Source organism: Flavobacterium sp., assembly GCF_027482425.1.
GTDB lineage: Bacteria > Bacteroidota > Bacteroidia > Flavobacteriales > Flavobacteriaceae > Flavobacterium.
Window position 1 is genome coordinate 1 of the sequence record NZ_JAIXWA010000013.1, and the last position, 20,662, is coordinate 20,662.

Below are 20,662 nucleotides of genomic sequence, written 5' to 3' on the forward strand. Positions count from 1 at the left end.
ATGGACCGGATTGTATAGTTCAAAATTATGCATCATTCAAAAAATTATGAGTCCAAAGGTAATTCATTCCCCCAACAACAGGTGGTAAGGGAATGTTAAGGTTCAAACCATTCTTGTGAAATTATTTTTCCTTTTAAAACCAATTTACGTAAAGAAAATTTGGTTGACTGTTATTTTTTTTCAACCCATCGATGGAGTAAAAATAAACCCAATCCAACGACATAAAATAGAGTAACATATTCAGGGGTGTTTTTTTCCATAAATTTGGCCCCCAATTGAATTAAGGCCCCCACAAAAAGGATAATTAAACCCACAAAGCGTAATTGAAAGCGAAGAAAGGTAAAGAGGGATTTCATTTCAGGATTTACGTTGGGATTGTCATGAGATGATTTCATGTCTAACGCTATTTTTTTTCACGATACAACAAATTCGCATCCACATACGCCCATACCGCTTCGGGAAGCAACGGCCGAACATTCTTCTGTTGGGCAATGCCCTCGCGTATCGCAGTCGAGGAAATTTCGACTACGGGTGCGTTAATTTTATGCACGTTTGGATGCTGTAGCAATTCAGGTAAGGCTTCCCCTGCGGCTATGCGGGGATAGACATAAATCGCATGGTGCGCCAACATGTATTCGTAGTTTTTCCATTTGTGCAACGAATTCAGATTGTCTTCGCCCATAATCAGTGCAAATTCATGCTGGGGAAATTTCTCCTGCAAATGCACCAAGGTAGTCACGGTGTAGTTGGGTTGCGGCAACTTAAATTCAATGTCCGAGGGTTTGATTTTCGGATAGGCTTCTGTGGCCAAATGCACCAAATGCAAGCGTTGGTAATCGTCGAGCAAGGTGCGCTTCTCCTTATGCGGATTATGCGGCGTCACCACCATCCAAATTTGATCCAAATCGGCATACTCCGCCAAATGATTCGCAATAATCAAATGCCCCACATGAATGGGGTTGAAGGTGCCGAAGTAAAGACCGATTTTCATTTGTTTTGAATTGTAAATTATAAATTATAAATGGTATTCGATTCATTCATAATTTATAATATAAAATTTAAAATAGCTTATAACTTTCCGTCAATAAAATCCCTTACCAACTCCACCGCCTCCTGCTTCGCCGTATCCAAATCATAATTCTTGATGATCTTGTCAAACTGGGGAGCCGTTGCCAATTCGACGTGGGCTTTGGCAATGCGCATATTGATTTTTTCGTCGGTTTCGGTAGAGCGCTCTTTCAAGCGGCGTTTCAATTCGTCTACGCTAGGCGGTTTCACAAAGACGGCCAAGGTTTGCTCGGGAAATTTCTTTTTGATGCGCAACCCACCTGCCACGTCGATGTCAAAAATTACATTTTTACCCAAGGCCCAAATGCGTTCCACCTCACTTTTTAAGGTGCCATAAAAATTGTCGCGGTACACTTCTTCCCATTCTACAAAATCCTCCGCTTTGATGTGCTGTTTAAAATCGGCAATGCTCATATAGTAGTAGTCTTTGCTATGGACTTCGGTGCCGCGCGGGGCACGGGTGGTGCAGGAGACCGAGAACTCCAAATTCAAGTCGGGAATACCCAGCAAGTGACGCACAATAGTAGTTTTCCCCGATCCCGAGGGCGCCGAAAAGACGATTAATTTTCCTGTTGCCATGGGTGTTGTATAGCGTGCAAATAGTTATAAAACATTTAGCACCTGTTCCTTAATTTTTTCCAATTCATCCTTCATCAAAACCACGCATTTTTGCATTTCCGCATGATTCGATTTTGACCCCATCGTATTGATTTCACGGCCCATTTCTTGGGTGATAAAGCCCAATTTACGTCCGTTGGCTTCCTTCCCGGCAAGGGTTTCCAGAAAATAGTTGAGGTGATTATCGAGGCGCACGCGTTCTTCCGTAATGTCGTATTTCTCGAGGTAGTAAATAAGTTCCTGCTCAAAGCGGTTTTCATCGACATTGGCTTCCAGTTCTTCCAAAGCGGTACGCAAACGCGTTTTCACCGTTTCGATACGTTCCGCGTCATAACTGACAGCCTCTTGCATTAGCGCGCGAATGTTGGCAATGCGTTGCGTAAATTCTTTTTCCAGCGCCAATCCCTCATCACAGCGAAAGTGAATCATCGCACTCAGGGCCTCGTCAATCACCGTTTGAATCTGGGCCCATTCGGACGCGTCAATATCGTCGCGTTCAGTTTTTAAGGCATCGGGCATGCGCACGGCCATTTTCATGAGTTCGGTGGCATCAGCTTCGGGCAGAATTTCCCGCATTTGTGCGATATAGCCCTTTACTATGGGAGCATTGATCTTAGAAGCCGTTTCCTCGCCCGTAATTTCAATAAACAGCGAAAAATCAACCTTCCCGCGCTCCAGGCGTTGCGAAAGTAAGTTCCGCACTCCCAATTCCATCTCCCGATACAACGAAGGCATCCGCGTATTGACATCCAGCCCCTTACTGTTCAACGATTTGATTTCAACGGTTATTTTCTTGGTGGGCAGTTGCAACGAAGCCTTCCCAAAACCAGTCATGGATTGTATCATAGGTAAAGTAAAGGGGCAAAGATAGTTTTTTTAGGGGGAATGTGGTAATGGGGTAATGAGACAATGTGCCGATGAGACAATGTGCCGATGTGGCAATGAGTCAATTTGAGTGCCTGCCTGCCTGCAGGTTTGAAAATTCACGTCCAAACCCGACTTACGACTTTTCTAACGTCTAACGTCCAACGTCTAACGACTAATCACCATTCCCCCTTTGGGGGCTAGGCGGCTCACTAGTTACTTTCTTCGTCACCAAATACACGCCCGCAAAAATCAATCCCGCCGAGAGGAGCTTAATCAGATTTACGTCGTCTTTGCCCAAACTCACCGCAAAAATCGTGGCAAACAAGGGTTGTAAGTAGATAAATACCGCTACTGTGGTGGGTTTTAACTCCCGCATCGACACCAAGTTCAATAAATAGGTCAGAAACGTTGAAAACACGACCACAAAGCCAATTTTCCAAAGAATGTCAACACCCAGCGTTGGCCAGGCAATGGCTTGAAATTCACTCCACCCAAAGGGCAACACCATAAGGAACCCAAAGGTGTAAATCCATTTCACAAACGTAAAAGCATTGTATTTGTCCATGAGTTTTTTGACGATGATCAGGTAAAACCCATACGATACCGCATTTACAAACACGAGCAGGTTTCCCAACGTTGCATTGGAAGCATTCACTACCGATTTTCCATACAAAATCAAGGTAACTGTTCCGATCAGTCCCAACACGATTCCCAAAATCTTTGAGGTTTTCATGCGCTCTTTCATCAAAAGGGCCGAGAGCACCAGCACAATCATCGGCGTAGTGACCATCAATACAGCACCCATAATTGGCGAGGTATAACTCAATCCTTTGAAAAACGTAAGCATATTGAACGCCACGCCAAACAAGGCTGCGGCGGCAATTCGGGGAAAATCAGTGCGGGCAATTTTTTCTTTGGGTCCAAAAAACGATAACAGCCAAAACAGGATGACCGAACCCCCAACGCGCAACACGATAAACCCAAACGGTTCAACGTATCGCGGCATGACGTCTTTGGCAATCGTAAACGTGACCCCGTAAATGACCGAAACTAAGGTGGCAGCGACTAGCGCCCAGGCACGTTTACTCATGATAAAGCGGCTTGGGCTTGTGCAACAACTTTCGGACTGTTCCCCACAAATACTTGGTCGTCCACCATAATCACCGGACGGTTCAAAAAGGTATAATGCTCAAGGATATAGCGTTTAAAGTCGGTTTCCCCTAAGGTCTCGTCTTTTAATCCCATCTCCTTGTACAGTTTCGCACGCTTGCTAAACAAGACCTCATACGATCCTGTCAGCGCATGAATTTCTTCGAGCTGCGCCACGGTTAATGGTGCTTCTTTGAGGTCCTGAAATACAAATCCTTCCGTGTTGGGGAGCGATTTCAATATCCGTTTGCAGGTATCACACGTTTTGAGGTAGTATATTTTTCGCATGAGAAATTTTTTTGCAAAAGTAGCGATTCTAGTGTAGTTATCAGTATACAGTGTACAGTCCCGAAGGGTCGGGAGCAGTTTTCAGAAATTAACGAATCTAATAACTAATAACTATTCACTATTCACTAATCACTATTCCCCCTTTGGAGGCTAGGGGGCCAACCAAATTCCCTACCTTTGCCCACACATTTAGATTTTTACCCTATGAAATTTAATACTAAAGTAATTCACGGTGGTCAACACCACGAACCTGTTACGGGAGCCGTAATGCCTCCTGTGTTTCAAACGTCAACATATGCGCAAGCGAGTCCCGGAAAACCTGTAGGCGACTACGAATATAGCCGTGCGGCCAATCCTACGCGTCAAGCCCTAGAAGATGCCTTGGCTTCGATTGAAAACGGGGCACGAGGGTTAGCCTTTGCTTCCGGTTTGGCAGCAACCGATTGCTTGTTGCGATTGTTTAAAGCGGGAGATGAAATCATCGCCATGGACGATTTGTATGGCGGTACATACCGTTTGTTTACCCGTTTGTATAAAGACAGCGGCCTCAAGTTTCATTTTGTCGACATGAACGATTTGGAGGCTTTTCAGGCATTGATCAATGAAAACACCAAATTGGTTTGGGTAGAAACCCCTACCAATCCCTTGATGAAATTGGCCGACATTGCTGCTATTGCCGAAATCACCAAGAAACACAACATCTTATTTGCGGTCGACAATACGTTTGCCACCCCGTATTTACAAAAACCGTTAGACCTAGGAGCGGATATCGTGATGCACTCGGCGACCAAATACTTAGGAGGTCATAGCGACGTTATTGCGGGAGCTTTAGTCATCAAAGACAAAGCGCTCGGGGATGAATTACACTTTAAACAATTTGCTACCGGGGGAACCCTCGGCCCTATGGATAGTTATCTCGTATTACGCGGTATCAAAACCTTGCATTTACGTGTACAACGTCATTGCGAAAACGGCCACAAAGTAGCCGAGTTCTTAAGCAGCCATCCAGCCGTTGATAAAGTATTTTACCCAGGCTTACCCGATCATCCTTTTCATACGATTGCCAAAAAACAAATGCGCGATTTCGGAGGAATGGTATCCTTTACGTTTAAATCTGGAAAAGGAGAAGATGCTATTGCCTTCTTAGAGAAAGTAAAAGTGTTTACGTTGGCAGAATCATTAGGCGGTGTAGAATCGTTGGCCAATCACCCGGCGTTGATGACCCATGCCTCGATTCCTGAAGATGTGCGAAAAGCGGGAGGCATCTCTGACGACTTAGTTCGTTTAAGCGTGGGCGTCGAAGATATTGACGATTTGCTTGCCGATTTGGAACAAGCGTTTCGATAGACTGTTTTTAATAAAAGGTATATAAAAATAAAGCTCCAAATGTACTTGGAGCTTTATTTTTTGGAATTAATAAATCCTATTGTAAGTAATAAATATAACCGAAGTTTAATATAAGGTTCCAGTCGTTCGCACGGTTTTCTGTGAAAACGCGCGGATCTGGACTTAAACCATCTACCCAGTTGGAGAAGTAATATTGCCAACGTAATTCTAGCATTAAATCGGATAGTTCCGTTAACTTATATCGGGTTCCGATACTGGATACCAAAGACCATGTTGTACCTCCACGGGTGTCAAACGCTTCCAAATACTTGATAGGCGTTACGGTTGGTAATTCTCCAAGACCAGGTCCCAATTCAGAATAGGCGGTGGGTTTGAAAAACGAGAATTGCGCTCCAAATCCTAAGAACGGAGCCCAAGCTCCAGTTGTCGCTGTAAAATCACGAATACTAAACGGATAAAATTCCAACTGCATTCCAATGTTGGTGACCGCAGTGCTTCCTCGCATGGCGCGTAATTGTTGTGCAATTAACGAGTTTTTCTTAGCGTCTACCCATTGGCCAAAATGCTGTAAGTTGGTTTTATTATAGGAAAGTTCCGTACGTAATTTGAAGTGGTCATTGAAATACGTCTCAGGGGTGTAACAGTTACACTCCGCACGATACGAAAAGTTAAGGTAATGAATCAATCCTATTCCAAATCCTGTATTTCCAGCATTGGTTGAAAAGTCATTACGCTCCCCATAATCGGATTGAAAGGCCACCGGACCAAAAATACCCCCGATTTCGTGGGAAAACCCAAATTGCGCTGCCGTACGGTGGGTTAAACCCAGCAAAAGCAATAAGGTCAAAATAAAATACTTAGACGTCCGCATACGAGTTTTTTCAATTCCCGACAAATATATAAAAACATCATTCACTTGGAAAACAAATTAAAAAAATACTTCTTTATATACGAAAAAAAGCATAAAATGTTTTAAAATGGCTTCAAAACCACAATCTTCTTCAAGATATCTTAACGTTTAAATAAAAATTATGAGGATTTAAAAAAAATGAACCCCATATTTTTATAAAATGTATATTTGTCGAAATTAAAACGAAAACGTTTTCTTAAACAAACTGATAATAGTATGTCACAAGCAATCCACAATTTCTTAGCCGAAGTGGCTAAAAGAAATGCCAATGAGCCTGAGTTCATGCAGGCCGTAAAGGAAGTGGCGGAGACCGTAATTCCTTTCATTGAACAGAATGCCAAATACCAAAACAAAATGCTCTTAGAGCGAATGGTTGAGCCCGAGCGTGTCATCATGTTCCGCGTGTGTTGGATTGATGATCAAGGGAATACACAGGTAAACCGTGGCTATCGTATTCAAATGAATTCAGCCATAGGGCCCTATAAAGGAGGGATTCGTTTCCACCCTTCAGTGAACTTGAGTATTTTGAAATTCCTTGCCTTTGAACAAGTATTCAAAAACAGTTTAACCACACTTCCTATGGGGGGTGGTAAAGGAGGTTCCGATTTTGACCCTAAAGGAAAATCAGACAATGAGATTATGCGTTTTTGTCAGGCCTTTATGACAGAACTTTCGCGCCACATTGGAGCAGATACTGACGTGCCTGCAGGTGATATCGGTGTGGGCGGTCGTGAAGTAGGCTATATGTTTGGTCAATATAAAAAATTACGCAACGAATTTACGGGTGTTTTAACCGGAAAAGGGATCACGTTCGGAGGTTCATTAATCCGTCCTGAAGCGACAGGTTACGGCGATGTTTATTTTGCCCAAAACATGTTGGCTACCCGTGGCAAAAGTTTTGCAGGGAAAACAGTAGTGGTTTCTGGTTCAGGAAACGTAGCCCAATACGCCATCGAAAAAGCAACCCAATTAGGAGGGAAAGTAGTGACCGCTTCCGACTCTTCAGGGTATATTTATGATGCCGATGGAATTGATGCCGATAAATTGGCTTACATTATGGAAATCAAAAATGTACGTTACGGCCGTATCAACGAATATGTTGCGAAATATCCCAATGCAACGTTCGTAGCGGGGAAACGTCCATGGGAAGTGAAATGTGACATCGCGTTACCTTGTGCTACGCAAAATGAATTAAACGGGGATGAAGCCAAAATGTTGATTGCCAACGGTTGTTTTTGTGTGGCAGAGGGAGCCAATATGCCTTCAACACCAGAAGCTATCGAGGCATTCTTGGCGGCCAAAATCTTATTTGCTCCCGGAAAAGCTTCCAATGCAGGTGGGGTGGCGACTTCTGGATTAGAAATGTCGCAAAACTCATTGCGTTTAAGCTGGACCCGTGAGGAAGTAGACCAACGTTTACACAAAATTATGAGTGATATCCACGAATCATGTGTGAAATACGGAAAAGATGAAACTGGATTTGTCGATTACGTTCGTGGCGCAAATATCGCAGGCTTTGTGAAAGTAGCCGATGCGATGTTAGGTCAAGGCGTCGTCTAGTCTTTGAAAACAACACCTTATATCAAACCTTCTCTCGTTTTGAGAGGAGGTTTTTTTATGGTTTCGATATGATTTTACGTAATATTGCGTTACGATACTACGACCCTTTCGCTATGAAAAAAAACGTACTGATCTTCCTTTTTCTCGTCCAAATTGTTGGAGCACAAACCAACCGCTTGTGGCAGGGGTATTTTTCATTTAATCAATTGGGGGCTTTAGCCCAGCGCGAGTCAACAGTATATGCCGCCTCTGAGAACGCTATTTTTTTTCAAAAACCCGATGGATTCTTAGAGACTATTACGAGTGTCAACGGGTTAAAAGCCGAAACGATCACAGCCATACATTACAGTGAAGCTTTTCAAGTGCTTTTAGTAGGCAACAGCAATGGCTTACTTTTGGTTATACAAGCCGATGGAACCGTAGCTTTTAAAAACGGCATCCTTACCGAGGTACCTGTACCCGCAGGCCAAAAGCGTATCAATCATTTTTCGGAGTTCGATGGCAAGGTTTATCTCTCAACCGATTATGGGATTTCGGTCTTCAATTTGAACCAACAAGAATTCAGTGACACCTATTACATTGGGGATGGCGGTGCCCAAACACGGGTTATTCAAACCACTGTGTACAACAATTCGATCTTTGCGGTAATGGGTAACTTCCGTATCAAAAAAGCAGCAGTAACCAATCCGTTTTTGATCGACTTTTCCCAATGGGTCTTGCATGACAGTGGCTTCTGGTATGGCGCTCAAGCTTTTCAAAATCAATCTGTTTTCTTCAATACCGATGGCAACGTTTACCGTTGGAATGGGACGTCGTATACCTTATTGTTTGCTGTGGGACAACCGCCCATTGATTTTCGAACCACCGCCGATTACATTGTTGTCACTACCGCCCAAAAGGTCATGGTCGCCAATGCGGCAGGCGTGGTTTTGGTTAATTACAACACATCCAATTACACGCCGCAACCCGTAACCTTCAATGCTGCCACCGTAGCTGATGAAACAGTGTATATTGCCACCAATGAAGTGGGCTTGCTACAATTTCCCATAAGCGCTCCCAGTAATGCCGCATCGCTTAAACCTGATGGTCCCGATTTGAATCAGCCTTTTCGCTTGAAAAAAACCGAGGATAAATTGTTTGTGACCTATGGGCGTTTCAATTTTACGTACAATCCCTATAATCCAAATCCGCCGTTTCAGCCCTACCTTTTTCCCATCAATTATTTTGATAAAGAACAAGGATGGAGCAAAATCCCAACTACCGATGTACTCAACGCTCGAAGTTTGACGAGCTTGGTGGTTAACCCTTCCAACGCGAATGAAATTTTTATCAGCTCCTATTTCTCGGGCATTTTAAAATTGGAAGATTTGGTACCCACCACTTTATTCAACCAAACGAATACCGGTGCCAATGGGTTGGAATCCCTACAATTGACCCCTCCAGATCCTTCGTATGTTGACATTCGTATCAACGGTTTAGCCTACGATTCCCGCGGGGATTTGTGGTTGACCAATGCCTATGTTGATAAAGGATTGAAAGTGTTTCGTAAAACAGGGCAGTGGCAATCGTATGATTTGACCAATATTCTTACAGAACCCTTTTTTGAGCGTTACGGACAAATGGCCATCGATAAAAACAACACCAAATGGATTCCCACCTACCGGGCCAATGGGTTGGTTGCATTTAACGAAAATTACAGCAATAAATTTTTATTTGTTAAAACCGGAACCGAAGGTAACCTCCCTAGTTTGGATGTGCGTTGTGTAGCCATTGACAACCGAAATCAAGTTTGGATTGGTACGGCTCGGGGACTGCGTACGTTATCCTCAGCCGATGCATTTATCACCGCCGAGTCATTGCAATCACGTCCCATCATCATCAATGAAGTCATCAACGGTCAAACCCTAGCGCAAGAACTCTTTTTTGAACAAGTGGTGTTGGATATTTGTGTCGATGGGGCCAACCGTAAATGGGTTTCACTCGCCGATTCTGGCGTCTATTTGGTGTCTTCCAACGGTCAAGAAACGATTTATCAGTTTACCAAAGAAAATTCCCCTTTACCCAGTAATACCGTTAATGATATCGAAATTGATGGTACAACCGGAGAGGTCTTTTTTGCTACCGAGAAAGGACTGGTTTCCTTTAAAGCCAATGCTACCGCACCCAGCGATGATTTGGCTAGCGTATATGTGTATCCCAATCCCGTTCGTCCAGAATATTCGGGTACGGTAAAAATTGCCGGATTGACCGATAAAGCCGTGATAAAAATTACCGATATCGAAGGGAATTTGGTTTTTGAAACCACCGCAGCGGGAGGCACCATGGAATGGGATACGACCGCTTTTGGAAAATACCGGGTAGCCTCGGGAGTGTACATGATTTTTATTTCGGCCCAAGACGGTGTTGAAACCACCGTTCGTAAGGTCATGATCATTCGATAGGGATACCATGAAAGTTGTGTTTTTACATCAAGTAATTTCTTCATCATTACTTTTTTAAAAAAAAGGGAAATCCTAAACCATGCTTGTTAAAACCAAAGCCATCGTTTTGTCGGCCTTAAAATATCAAGAGAAAAGCTTGATTGTGAAGTGCTACACCCAAAGTGACGGACTTAAATCGTATTTTGTGTCGAATGCGTTTTCGGGAAAAAAGAGCGCCTCCAAAATGGCCTATTTTCAGCCGTTGACGCTGCTCGAAATTGAAGCCAATCACAAGAACAAAGGGACGTTGGAGCATTTTCGGGAAATTCGATTGGCGGTGCCCTACCAATCCATTCCGAGTCATATTGTGAAAAGCACCATCGTGATTTTTCTCTCCGAAATATTACACCACAGCATTCGGGAGGAAGAGAAAAACAGCCCACTGTTTGCCCTGCTAGAATCCGCTTTATTGTGGTTGGATGCCCACGATGATATTGCCAATTTTCATTTAATTTTATTACTGGAAGTCACCAAATACCTCGGATTTTACCCTGAACGCGACAATACCACCGATCCGTTTTTTGAAATGATAGAAGGCATATTTGTGCCTTTTCAAGGGGTGAGTTGCTTGAGTGCGCACGAAACGGTACTATGGCGCAAACTTATGGAACAAAAAATCGAAAATCCCGGAAAAGTGTTCACCAACACCGAACGCGCGATTTTACTCAAAATTCTTTTGGATTTTTATGCCATCCACCTCGATGCTTTCAAAAAACCTAAATCATTGGAGGTGCTGCGGGAGGTGTTTGCTTAGGGGAGAGATTAGCCCCGAAACTCTGGGTCACGAAAAAACCCTCCATCAATCGATCCGTCTTCGTTTAGGTTAACATAGGCTGCCTTAACAATAATGCAATTCTAGCAAACGCTACCCAAATTATTCCTAAAAATCAGTGCCGTTGCATCAAATTTAGCTACTTATATGCCAAATTTCATTACTTTCGCAAACTGATTTAAGAAAACCACAAAATGCGTACTAAGTTTGCTGAATACAAAGGACTTGACTTGCCGCTAGTAGCCGAGGAAGTGCTGAAGTTTTGGAAAGAAAATAACGTTTTTGAACAAAGTGTTACCTCGCGTGACGGAGCTACGCCGTATGTGTTTTTTGAAGGACCTCCATCAGCCAATGGCTTGCCGGGTATTCACCACGTGATGGCACGCGCAATCAAAGATATTTTTTGCCGGTATAAAACCCAAAAAGGGTTCCAAGTCAAACGAAAAGCGGGATGGGATACGCATGGGTTGCCCGTTGAATTAGGAACCGAGAAAGAATTGGGCATTACCAAAGAAGATATCGGCAAAACCATTACGGTAACCGAATATAACGAGGCCTGTAAACGCACCGTTATGCGCTACACCGATGTGTGGAATGATTTGACCGAAAAAATGGGCTACTGGGTCGATATGACCGATCCGTATGTGACCTATAAATCCAAATACATGGAAACGGTATGGTGGTTGTTGCAACAAATCTATAACAAGAACTTGTTGTACAAAGGCTACACCATTCAACCCTATTCGCCCAAAGCAGGAACGGGCTTGTCTTCGCACGAAGTGAACCAGCCCGGCACCTACCGCGATGTGACCGATACCACGATTGTGGCACAATTTAAAGCGGTTCCCAATAGCTTGCCGACGTTCTTACAAGGGTTTGGCGACATTCATTTCTTGGCGTGGACGACGACTCCTTGGACATTACCTTCGAATACCGCGTTGACCGTTGGACCCAAAATCGATTACGTTTTAGTAAAATCATTTAACCAATACACGTTCGAACCCATTCAAGTAATTTTGGCCAAACCCTTATTGGGTAAAGTCTTTGGGGGAAAATATGCAGTTGCTGAAAGTGATGCTGATTTTACCAACTATAAAACGGAAAATAAAAAGATTCCCTTTTCAGTAATCGCAGAAGCCAAAGGAGCTGATTTGGTAGGAATTCGCTACGAACAACTGTTGCCGTATGTGTTGCCGTTCCAATCGCCTGAAAACGCATTCCGCGTGATTGAGGGTGATTTCGTTACCACCGAAGACGGTACCGGTATCGTGCATACCGCGCCCACGTTTGGGGCCGATGACGCCAAAGTAGCCAAAGAAGCTACGCCCGAAGTTCCGCCGATGTTGGTGTTGGATGAGGCAGGGAATCCAGTGCCGCTCGTGGATTTACAAGGGCGTTTCATTCAAGGTTTGGGTGACTTGTCGGGTAAATACGTGAAAAATGAATATTACAACGATGGTGAAGCACCCGAGAAATCGGTGGATGTGGAAATCGCCATTCGTTTAAAGGAAGAAAATAAAGCCTTCAAAGTGGAGAAATACGTACACAGTTATCCCCACTGTTGGCGCACCGATAAACCGATTTTGTATTATCCCCTGGATTCTTGGTTTATCAAAATTACGGAAGTTAAAGACCGTATGTTTGACCTGAACGACACCATCAACTGGAAGCCCAAAGCGACTGGGGAAGGCCGTTTTGGGAATTGGTTGAAAAATGCCAACGATTGGAACTTGTCGCGTTCACGGTATTGGGGAATTCCCCTCCCGATTTGGCGCACCGAAGACAAAACAGAAGAAATCTGTATCGGTTCGGTAGAACAGTTGTACAACGAAATTGAAAAAGCGGTGGCTGCTGGGGTGATGTCCGAAAATCCGTACCGCGGTTTTGAAATCGGCAATATGGACGAAGCCAACTATGATTTGGTGGACTTGCATAAAAACATCGTGGATACCATTGTCTTGGTGGCGCCTTCTGGGAAAGCCATGAAACGGGAATCTGATTTGATTGACGTATGGTTTGATTCGGGTGCGATGCCCTATGCCCAATGGCACTATCCATTTGAAAACAAGGCGTTCATTGACAATAACGAAGCGTTCCCTGCCGATTTTATCGCAGAAGGCGTAGATCAAACCCGTGGATGGTTTTACACCTTACACGCCATTGGAACCTTAGTATTTGATAAAATCGCATACAAAAATGTCGTTTCTAACGGCTTGGTGTTGGATAAAAACGGGCAAAAAATGTCCAAACGTTTAGGCAATGCGGTAGATCCGTTTGAAACACTTAAAGAATACGGTCCTGATGCCACGCGTTGGTACATGATTTCCAATGCGAATCCTTGGGATAACTTGAAATTTGACATCGAAGGCGTTGCGGAAGTGCGACGTAAATTCTTTGGTACCTTGTATAATACGTATTCGTTCTTTGCGTTGTATGCCAATATCGATGGATTTACCAATCAAGAAACCGAAGTGCCGTTAGCGGAGCGCCCTGAAATCGATCGTTGGATTCTCTCCGAATTGCATACGTTAATCCAAACGGTAGATGAAGCCTATGCCGATTACGAACCCACCAAAGCGACCCGAGCGATATCCGATTTCGTCCAAGAGAACCTCAGCAACTGGTATGTGCGTTTGTGTCGTCGTCGTTTTTGGAAAGGGGAATACGGTACCGATAAGATTGCGGCCTATCAAACCTTGTACACTTGTTTGAAAACGGTTGCCCAATTGTCGGCTCCTGTGGCTCCGTTCTTTATGGATCAGTTGTACCGCGACTTAGTTAATGCCACGGGAAGCCCCGATTTTACTAGCGTTCACTTAGCAAACTTCCCTCAATTTGTTGAAAAATTTGTTGATAAATCGCTGGAGCGTAAAATGTTAAAGGCGCAAACCGTTTCTTCGTTGGTGTTATCCCTGCGTAAGAAAGAGATGATTAAAGTTCGTCAACCCCTGCAAAGAGTAATGATTCCAGTACTTGACGCCACTTTTAAAGCAGAGATTGAAGCGGTTACGGACTTGATTAAATCAGAGGTAAATGTCAAAGAAGTGGCATTATTAGACGACGCTTCTGGGGTGTTGGTGAAGCAAATTAAACCTAATTTTAAAACGCTCGGCCCCCGTTTTGGAAAGGATATGGGGTTGATTTCCAAAGCGATACAAGAGTTCACGCAAGAGCAAATCAATACTATTGATACCAAAGGAGAGTTAGCTATTGAAATTTCAGGAAAAAATTTAACTTTAACATCCCAAGACGTGGAGATTACTTCGCAAGACATTCCGGGATGGTTAGTGGCTCACGCAAATGGAATAACAGTCGCTTTAGACATCACGTTAACCGAAGAGTTAAAAGAAGAAGGGATGGCTCGTGAGTTGGTCAATCGAATCCAAAACCTTCGCAAGGATTCAGGATTTGAAGTGACCGACACCATCGAAGTGGTATTGCAACGCAACGGGGAACTAGAACAGGCCATTGAAAACAATAAGGCGTATGTTTGTTCTGAAACGTTAACCCGTTCGTTAACATTTGCCGATGTCTTGGATGGAGGAACCGAACTCGAATTTGATGATATAACAACCAAAATACTAATCTCAAAATAGGAAAATTATGGTAGAAGAAAAATTGAGATATTCAGATGCTGATTTAGCAGAATTCAAAGAATTAATCTTAAAAAAGATTGAAAAAGCACAAGCCGATTTAGAGCTAATTAAAAGTGCGTATATGAACGATTTAAACAACGGAACAGACGATACATCGCCTACGTTTAAAGCGTTTGAAGAAGGAAGTGAAACCATGAGTAAAGAAGCAAACTCTCAATTGGCGATTCGTCAAGAGAAGTTTATTCGCGACTTGAAAAATGCATTATTCCGTGTAGAAAACAAAACCTATGGTATCTGCAAAGTAACCGGGAAATTGATTTCCAAAGAACGCTTAAAAATTGTTCCGCACGCCACGATGAGTATCGAGGCCAAGAACATGCAACGCTAAGAAATTCCAATGATAAAGTGAAACGCTCCGATACGGGGCGTTTTTCTTAAAAAATGAGTACTTTTGCTGCACACAAAAACAAACCCGTTACATTCCTGTTTGTCATGAAATTTAGAAATGCCGCCTTACTAATTTTCCTCTTATTGGTGATCGACCAGTACTCCAAGATTTACGTGAAAACCAATTTTATCTTGGGAGATCAGGTGAAGGTATTTAGTTGGTTTAAATTGTATTTTATAGAAAATGAAGGAATGGCTTGGGGTACCGTGATTCCCGGGGAGTATGGTAAATTGTTTCTAACGCTTTTCCGCATCATCGCCGTGGGAGTCATCGCCTATTGGTTATGGGATTCGGTAAAAAAACGTAAAAACAACTTCTTGATTGTTGCCATCAGTTTAATTTTTGCAGGAGCCCTCGGGAATATTATTGACTCGGTATTCTATGGGGTTATTTTTGACGATAGCACCAATCGTTTGGCCACTCTTTTTACCGATCAACCTTACGGAACGCTTTTTCACGGAAAAGTGGTGGATATGTTTTACTTTCCTATCATTGAAGATTATATGCTGCCCACTTGGATACCCATCTGGGGCGGTAAAGAAATCACCTTCTTCAATGCGATTTTTAATGTAGCCGATGTGGCCATTTCCACAGGCGTCGGTATCTTGATTGTGTTCAACAAACGCGCGTTTGCCCACACGCCTGAACCTTCCAATGTAACAATCGGCCCATGGGAAGGCGAACCTCAAGAGGAAGTTTCAACGCCAAACGAATAAACCTTTTCGGGCGTTACACAATAATCCAAGCGAATATCTTCCACCGATGTATCGGTAATTTCTGGAACCGCTTCAAAGAGCGACAACCCTATTTTTAAAGTGTCTGGCCGACATTTTGCCAAAAATCGGTCATAAAAACCTTTGCCATAGCCTACGCGATTGCCTTGGATATCAAAAGCTAGTAAAGGAATAAAAACCACATCCAATTTGCTTTCGGGCACTTCAATTCCGTCCACTGGTTCAGGAATGCCATAGGTGTTTTTAAGAAGTGAGGTGTTTTCAGTGAGTAAATAATGGGAGAGTGTCCCCAATTCAAAGTCGCTTTTCGACAACACCACTTCTTTATCTTTTCCAAAAAGAATCTGTAAAACACACTCGGTTTGAATTTCATTTTGGGTTTCTATCGTCAAGAAAAGATGGTAATATAAGTAGTCCCAAATGGGCATACGCAGCAGTTGGTTGGCAATTTGCAGGCTTTTGGAATCGATTTGGTCTTCGTTCAATTCCGTGCGTTTGGCTTTGAATAAAGACCGCAATTCTTTTTTGAGCATGGGATGCATTTTCAGTTTCAAGGTAAAGGTACGCAATTGCACTCAAGTCGCCCAAACCATTCGAGATTAGAATACAGAAATAAAAAGCAGGTCGCCCTCAAGTGAGGTATGGCGTTAAAAATTAATTTCAAGACAACTTTCCGCGCTTCTTCTGTGTATTTTTGTAAAAAAAGAATTCGATGGCGCTTCCTCCTTCATTGGAACTTCAAGTACAAACGTTACCCGATAATCCCGGCGTGTATCAGTATTTTGACACCGAGGGAAAGCTCTTGTACGTAGGGAAGGCCAAGAATTTGAAAAAGCGAGTCTCCTCGTATTTCAATAAAGTCCACGACAATGCCAAGACCAATGTCATGGTACGAAAGATTCACGACATTCGCCATATTGTTGTAGCCACCGAAGCAGATGCCTTGTTGTTGGAAAATAATTTGATTAAAAAACTACAGCCACGGTACAACGTATTGTTGAAAGATGATAAGAGCTATCCATGGATTTGCATCAAGCGCGAACCCTTTCCGCGGGTGTTTTCCACCCGAAAAATGATCAAAGACGGGTCGGAATACTTTGGCCCTTATACCAATTTTAAAGTGGTGCATACGATTTTGGACATGATCAAAGAATTGTATCCGTTGCGCACATGTCAGTTGGATTTAAAACCGGCCAACATCAAAAGTGGCAAGTTTAAAGTGTGCTTAGAGTACCATATTGGCAATTGCAAAGGCCCCTGTGAAGGCTTGGAATCGGAGCAACATTATTTGGACCAAGTGGCGGCGATACGTGAAATCTTAAAAGGGAATTTCAAAGACAGTTTGCGTGATTTCAAAAAGAAAATGCAAGACTTTGCCACCGACATGCAGTTTGAAGAAGCCCAAAAGATGAAGGAGAAAATCGAAGTTTTGGAGCATTACCAAGCCCGTTCGACCATTCTCAATCCGAAGATTTCCAATATCGACGTTTTCTCTATCGTTTCCGATGAAAGCTTGGCTTTTGTCAACTTTTTACAAATAGCCCACGGCGCCATCATTCGCTCGCATACCCTAGAACTTAAAAAGAAATTGGACGAAACCGACGAAGAACTCTTAGCCCTTGCTGTTGTGGAAATGCGCGCGCGTTTTGGGTTGACTTCCAAAGAAATTGTGGTGCCTTTTCCCCTAGATTTTGGCGAAAATATAAAAGTGACCGTCCCTCAATTGGGGGATAAAAAGCAAATCTTAGAATTGTCAAAACGCAATGCCAAATACCATCGCTTGGAACAGTTGAAGCAATTGCAAATCGTCGATCCTGAGCGGCATACGCAACGAATCATGGCGCAGATGCAAAAAGACTTGCGCTTGTCGGTTGAACCGAGGCACATCGAGTGTTTTGACAACTCCAATATTCAAGGAACCAATCCCGTTTCGGCTTGTGTAGTGTTTAAAGATGGCAAACCGAGTAAAAAAGACTACCGCCATTTTAACGTAAAAACGGTGGAAGGGGCCAACGATTTTGCCACTATGGAAGAAGTGGTGTACCGACGCTATAAACGCTTGTTGGACGAGAACGAACCCTTGCCTCAGTTAATTATTATTGACGGGGGAAAAGGGCAATTATCGTCGGCATTAAAGAGTTTGGAAGCCTTGAATTTACGAGGTAAAATTGCTATCATTGGCATTGCAAAACGCCTGGAAGAATTGTATTATCCCGGTGATTCCGTCCCATTGTATTTGGATAAAAAATCGGAAACCTTAAAAGTCATTCAGCATTTACGCAACGAAGCCCACCGTTTTGGGATTACCTTTCACCGCGATAAACGGAGCAAGTCGGCCTTACAATCGAGCATGGAAACCATTCCAGGCATTGGAGAAAAGACGATGCAAACGTTATTAAAACATTTTAAAAGTGTTAAAAGATTGAAATTGGCGTCTGAAAGTGAAATTTCGCAGGTTGTAGGGGCCTCAAAAGCCAAAAAAATTTACGAATTTTACCAAACCAATACCAATACAGACCAACTTGAAACCAATGCGTAAACGCCCTATCAAAGTTTTTCCAACCTTTCACATCTTGTGGTTGCTTGGGATGCTATGCTTCGGAATCACTTGGGGGTACAGCCAAGCAGAAACAACGCGTCCCAAAGTAGGAGTGGTTTTGAGCGGTGGTGGTGCCAAAGGGTTTGCTCATATTGGAGTACTGAAGGTTTTGGAGGATGCGGGCGTAAGAATAGACTACATCGGAGGTACTAGTATGGGTGCTGTGGTAGGAGGATTGTATGCTTCAGGATACAGCTCGCGTCAAATTGACTCCATTTTTCATGATACCAATTTCGACGAGTTATTGAGTGATTATATTCCTAGAGAATCCAAAAGTTTTTATGAAAAGCACAACGACGAATTGTATGCGCTGACGCTCCCTTTTGACAAATTGACGATAGGCATTCCAATTGCTTTATCGCGCGGCTTGTATAATTTCAATTTGTTGAATAAACTGCTACACAATGTCCGTCATGTACGAAAATTTGATCAGCTCCCGATACCTTTTGTGTGCGCTGCTACCAATATTGAAACAGGCGAAAAGGTCATATTACGCGAGGGTTATCTCCCTGAGGCCATTCTAGCTAGTTCCGCCTTTCCCAGTTTATTTTCACCCATTGAAATTGATGGGAAGTTATTGATTGATGGTGGCGTTACTAATAATTACCCGGTGGAGGAAATTCGTCGCATGGGTGCCGATATTATTATTGGAGTGGATGTGCAAGATGATTTACAAACCCGCGAAAAGCTCTCGGAAGCTACACGAATTTTGGTGCAAATTTCCAATTTGGAGATGATCCAAAGTATGAAAAGAAAACAGTTGTTGACGGATATTTACATCAAACCCGACATTAAAAATTATTCGGTAATTTCTTTTGATAAAGGTAAAGAGATTATCGCCAAAGGGGAAGAAGCAGCCCGGGAATCGTGGGAAAAAATTAAAAAGCTTACGAACCGCAACTACCAATTGATTGAAAAACCGTTACAACAAGATAGTTTACAAATTGACCGTATTACCATCAATACGTTAAACAATTATACTCGAGCTTTTGTAATCGGGAAATTGGGATTCAAACAAGGGTCGAAAATCAGTTATAGCGATTTAAAAAACGGGATCAACAAACTTACATCCACTGGGAACTTTAGTGCTATTTTATATCAAATTAATCCTTTTAATCAGGGTGAAGAATTGGAACTTCGTTTGACAGAAAGTAAAAACAAAACTTTTGTTCGGTTTGGTCTTCATTATGATGGCCTTTATAAAAGTGCGGCTTTGGTAAATTTGACACAAAAGAAAATCCTTTTTCGCAATGATGTTTTTTCGTTGGATGTTGGGTTAGGCGATAACTTCCGATACAATCTTGATTACTATATTGACAATGGATTTTACTTCAGTTTTGGGTTGAAATCTCGTTTCAATCAATTCAATCGAAATGTATCGACCGATTTCAATAACGGAGCCTTTTTTGATCAAGCAGGCATCAATGCAATCAATGTGGATTATTCCGATTTTTCACACCAAGCCTATCTTCAAACGGTATTTGCGCAGAAGTTCTTAATCGGAGGTGGAATCGAATTGAAGCATTTAGAAATTAAATCCAAAACCCTTGAAAATCAAAATCAGGTTTTTGAAGATAGCAATTATTTTAGTGTTTTTGGCTATTTAAAATACGATTCGCTGGACAACAAATACTTCCCCAAAAAAGGGTGGTTTTTTAACGGGGAGCTCAATTCCTATCTTTACTCTTCTGACTATGCCAACAATTTTGAGCGGTTCACCATCATCAAAGGGGAAGCAGGCATCACGCGAACGTTTTATAAAATTTTCAACCTGCGCTTACAGTCCGAAGCGGGCATCAATATCGGGGATAACGGGTCGCATTATTTAGACTTTGTTTTGGGCGGGTATGGCTATCAAACCATCAACAACTTTAGGCATTTTTACGGGTACGACTTTGTGGGTTCTGCTGCTGACAGTTACATTAGAGTGTTGGCCACTGTAGATGTGGAATTCTACAAAAAGAATCACATTAATTTTTCGGCCAATTATGCCAACCTAGAGAATAAGTTGTTTAAAACGGGCAACTGGTTGCAAACACCCATGATGTCGGGGTATGCGGTGGGATATGGTTTGGAAACCGTTATTGGTCCTATTGAGGTCAAATACTCTTGGTCACCTGAACTCCCGAAAGGCTTTTTATGGTTTAGTGCCGGATTTTGGTTTTAAGCCAACCGTTTCCTTTGTTTGTTTTTTCCACAAATACGTTATATTTGAAAGCTATAACA

17 protein-coding genes are annotated in these 20,662 nt (G+C 42.8%); 9 read left to right on the forward strand and 8 right to left on the reverse strand.

All coding sequences use genetic code 11. The annotated features are described in order from the left end of the window. Window positions 1–170: 170 nt before the first annotated feature. The 6 genes from Q0037_RS00820 to Q0037_RS00845 form a co-directional block, all read right to left on the reverse strand. Entirely contained in the window at window positions 171–395 is a 225-nt protein-coding gene (locus Q0037_RS00820; protein WP_297513940.1) for a hypothetical protein, read from the reverse strand. Between the two features lie 8 nt (window positions 396–403). Beyond that, window positions 404–991 (reverse strand): nicotinate (nicotinamide) nucleotide adenylyltransferase, encoded by a 588-nt coding sequence (gene nadD, locus Q0037_RS00825; RefSeq protein ID WP_297513943.1) that lies wholly within the window; start codon window positions 989–991, stop codon window positions 404–406. A gap of 77 nt (window positions 992–1,068) precedes the next feature. Continuing rightward, window positions 1,069–1,647, reverse strand: a complete 579-nt coding sequence (gene gmk, locus Q0037_RS00830; protein WP_297513946.1) for a guanylate kinase — start codon at window positions 1,645–1,647, stop codon at window positions 1,069–1,071. Between the two features lie 24 nt (window positions 1,648–1,671). Then, the gene (locus Q0037_RS00835) at window positions 1,672–2,532 is read right to left on the reverse strand and encodes a YicC/YloC family endoribonuclease (RefSeq protein ID WP_297513949.1); all 861 of its coding nucleotides are present in this window, start codon (window positions 2,530–2,532) and stop codon (window positions 1,672–1,674) included. 193 nt (window positions 2,533–2,725) lie between these two features. After that, window positions 2,726–3,643 carry a DMT family transporter gene (locus Q0037_RS00840; RefSeq protein WP_297513952.1) on the reverse strand — a complete coding sequence of 306 codons (918 nt, stop codon included), beginning with the start codon at window positions 3,641–3,643 and terminating at the stop codon, window positions 2,726–2,728. Then, window positions 3,640–3,990, reverse strand: a complete 351-nt coding sequence (locus Q0037_RS00845) for an arsenate reductase family protein (RefSeq protein WP_297513955.1) — start codon at window positions 3,988–3,990, stop codon at window positions 3,640–3,642. Before Q0037_RS00845 ends, Q0037_RS00840 begins: the two co-directional genes overlap by 4 nt. Before the next feature lie 204 nt (window positions 3,991–4,194). Between Q0037_RS00845 and Q0037_RS00850 the strand changes: the two genes are divergently transcribed. Continuing rightward, the gene (locus Q0037_RS00850; RefSeq protein WP_297513958.1) at window positions 4,195–5,337 is read left to right on the forward strand and encodes a cystathionine gamma-synthase; all 1,143 of its coding nucleotides are present in this window, start codon (window positions 4,195–4,197) and stop codon (window positions 5,335–5,337) included. A gap of 76 nt (window positions 5,338–5,413) precedes the next feature. Here Q0037_RS00850 and Q0037_RS00855 read toward each other — a convergent pair whose 3' ends face one another. After that, complete coding sequence (locus tag Q0037_RS00855) at window positions 5,414–6,208, reverse strand: glutamate dehydrogenase (protein WP_297513961.1); 795 nt, start codon at window positions 6,206–6,208, stop codon at window positions 5,414–5,416. Window positions 6,209–6,463: 255 nt separating this feature from the next. Here Q0037_RS00855 and gdhA point away from each other — a divergent pair, with 255 nt between their 5' ends. The 6 genes from gdhA to Q0037_RS00885 all read left to right on the forward strand — a co-directional run bounded on the left by gdhA (window position 6,464) and on the right by Q0037_RS00885 (window position 15,819). Then, window positions 6,464–7,807, forward strand: a complete 1,344-nt coding sequence (gene gdhA, locus Q0037_RS00860) for an NADP-specific glutamate dehydrogenase (RefSeq protein ID WP_297513965.1) — start codon at window positions 6,464–6,466, stop codon at window positions 7,805–7,807. Window positions 7,808–7,920: 113 nt separating this feature from the next. Next, the gene (locus Q0037_RS00865) at window positions 7,921–10,248 is read left to right on the forward strand and encodes a T9SS type A sorting domain-containing protein (protein WP_297513969.1); all 2,328 of its coding nucleotides are present in this window, start codon (window positions 7,921–7,923) and stop codon (window positions 10,246–10,248) included. Window positions 10,249–10,327: 79 nt separating this feature from the next. Beyond that, window positions 10,328–11,041 carry a DNA repair protein RecO gene (recO, locus tag Q0037_RS00870; RefSeq protein WP_297513972.1) on the forward strand — a complete coding sequence of 238 codons (714 nt, stop codon included), beginning with the start codon at window positions 10,328–10,330 and terminating at the stop codon, window positions 11,039–11,041. 212 nt (window positions 11,042–11,253) lie between these two features. Further along, entirely contained in the window at window positions 11,254–14,655 is a 3,402-nt protein-coding gene (gene ileS / locus Q0037_RS00875) for an isoleucine--tRNA ligase (protein ID WP_297513975.1), read from the forward strand. A gap of 7 nt (window positions 14,656–14,662) precedes the next feature. Next, the gene (locus Q0037_RS00880; RefSeq protein WP_073361760.1) at window positions 14,663–15,043 is read left to right on the forward strand and encodes a TraR/DksA C4-type zinc finger protein; all 381 of its coding nucleotides are present in this window, start codon (window positions 14,663–14,665) and stop codon (window positions 15,041–15,043) included. Window positions 15,044–15,147: 104 nt separating this feature from the next. Beyond that, a complete protein-coding gene (locus Q0037_RS00885; RefSeq protein WP_297514055.1) occupies window positions 15,148–15,819 on the forward strand; it encodes a lipoprotein signal peptidase in 672 nt (223 codons plus the stop codon). Here the strand turns inward: Q0037_RS00885 and Q0037_RS00890 are convergent. Beyond that, complete coding sequence (locus tag Q0037_RS00890) at window positions 15,789–16,370, reverse strand: 5-formyltetrahydrofolate cyclo-ligase (RefSeq protein WP_297513981.1); 582 nt, start codon at window positions 16,368–16,370, stop codon at window positions 15,789–15,791. The genes Q0037_RS00885 and Q0037_RS00890 overlap by 31 nt on opposite strands. A 179-nt stretch (window positions 16,371–16,549) precedes the next feature. Between Q0037_RS00890 and uvrC the strand changes: the two genes are divergently transcribed. Both uvrC and Q0037_RS00900 read left to right on the forward strand, forming a co-directional pair. Then, window positions 16,550–18,376 carry an excinuclease ABC subunit UvrC gene (gene uvrC, locus Q0037_RS00895; protein ID WP_297513984.1) on the forward strand — a complete coding sequence of 609 codons (1,827 nt, stop codon included), beginning with the start codon at window positions 16,550–16,552 and terminating at the stop codon, window positions 18,374–18,376. Continuing rightward, window positions 18,369–20,603 (forward strand): patatin-like phospholipase family protein, encoded by a 2,235-nt coding sequence (locus Q0037_RS00900; RefSeq protein ID WP_297513987.1) that lies wholly within the window; start codon window positions 18,369–18,371, stop codon window positions 20,601–20,603. Before uvrC ends, Q0037_RS00900 begins: the two co-directional genes overlap by 8 nt. The last annotated feature ends 59 nt before the right edge of the window (window positions 20,604–20,662 follow it).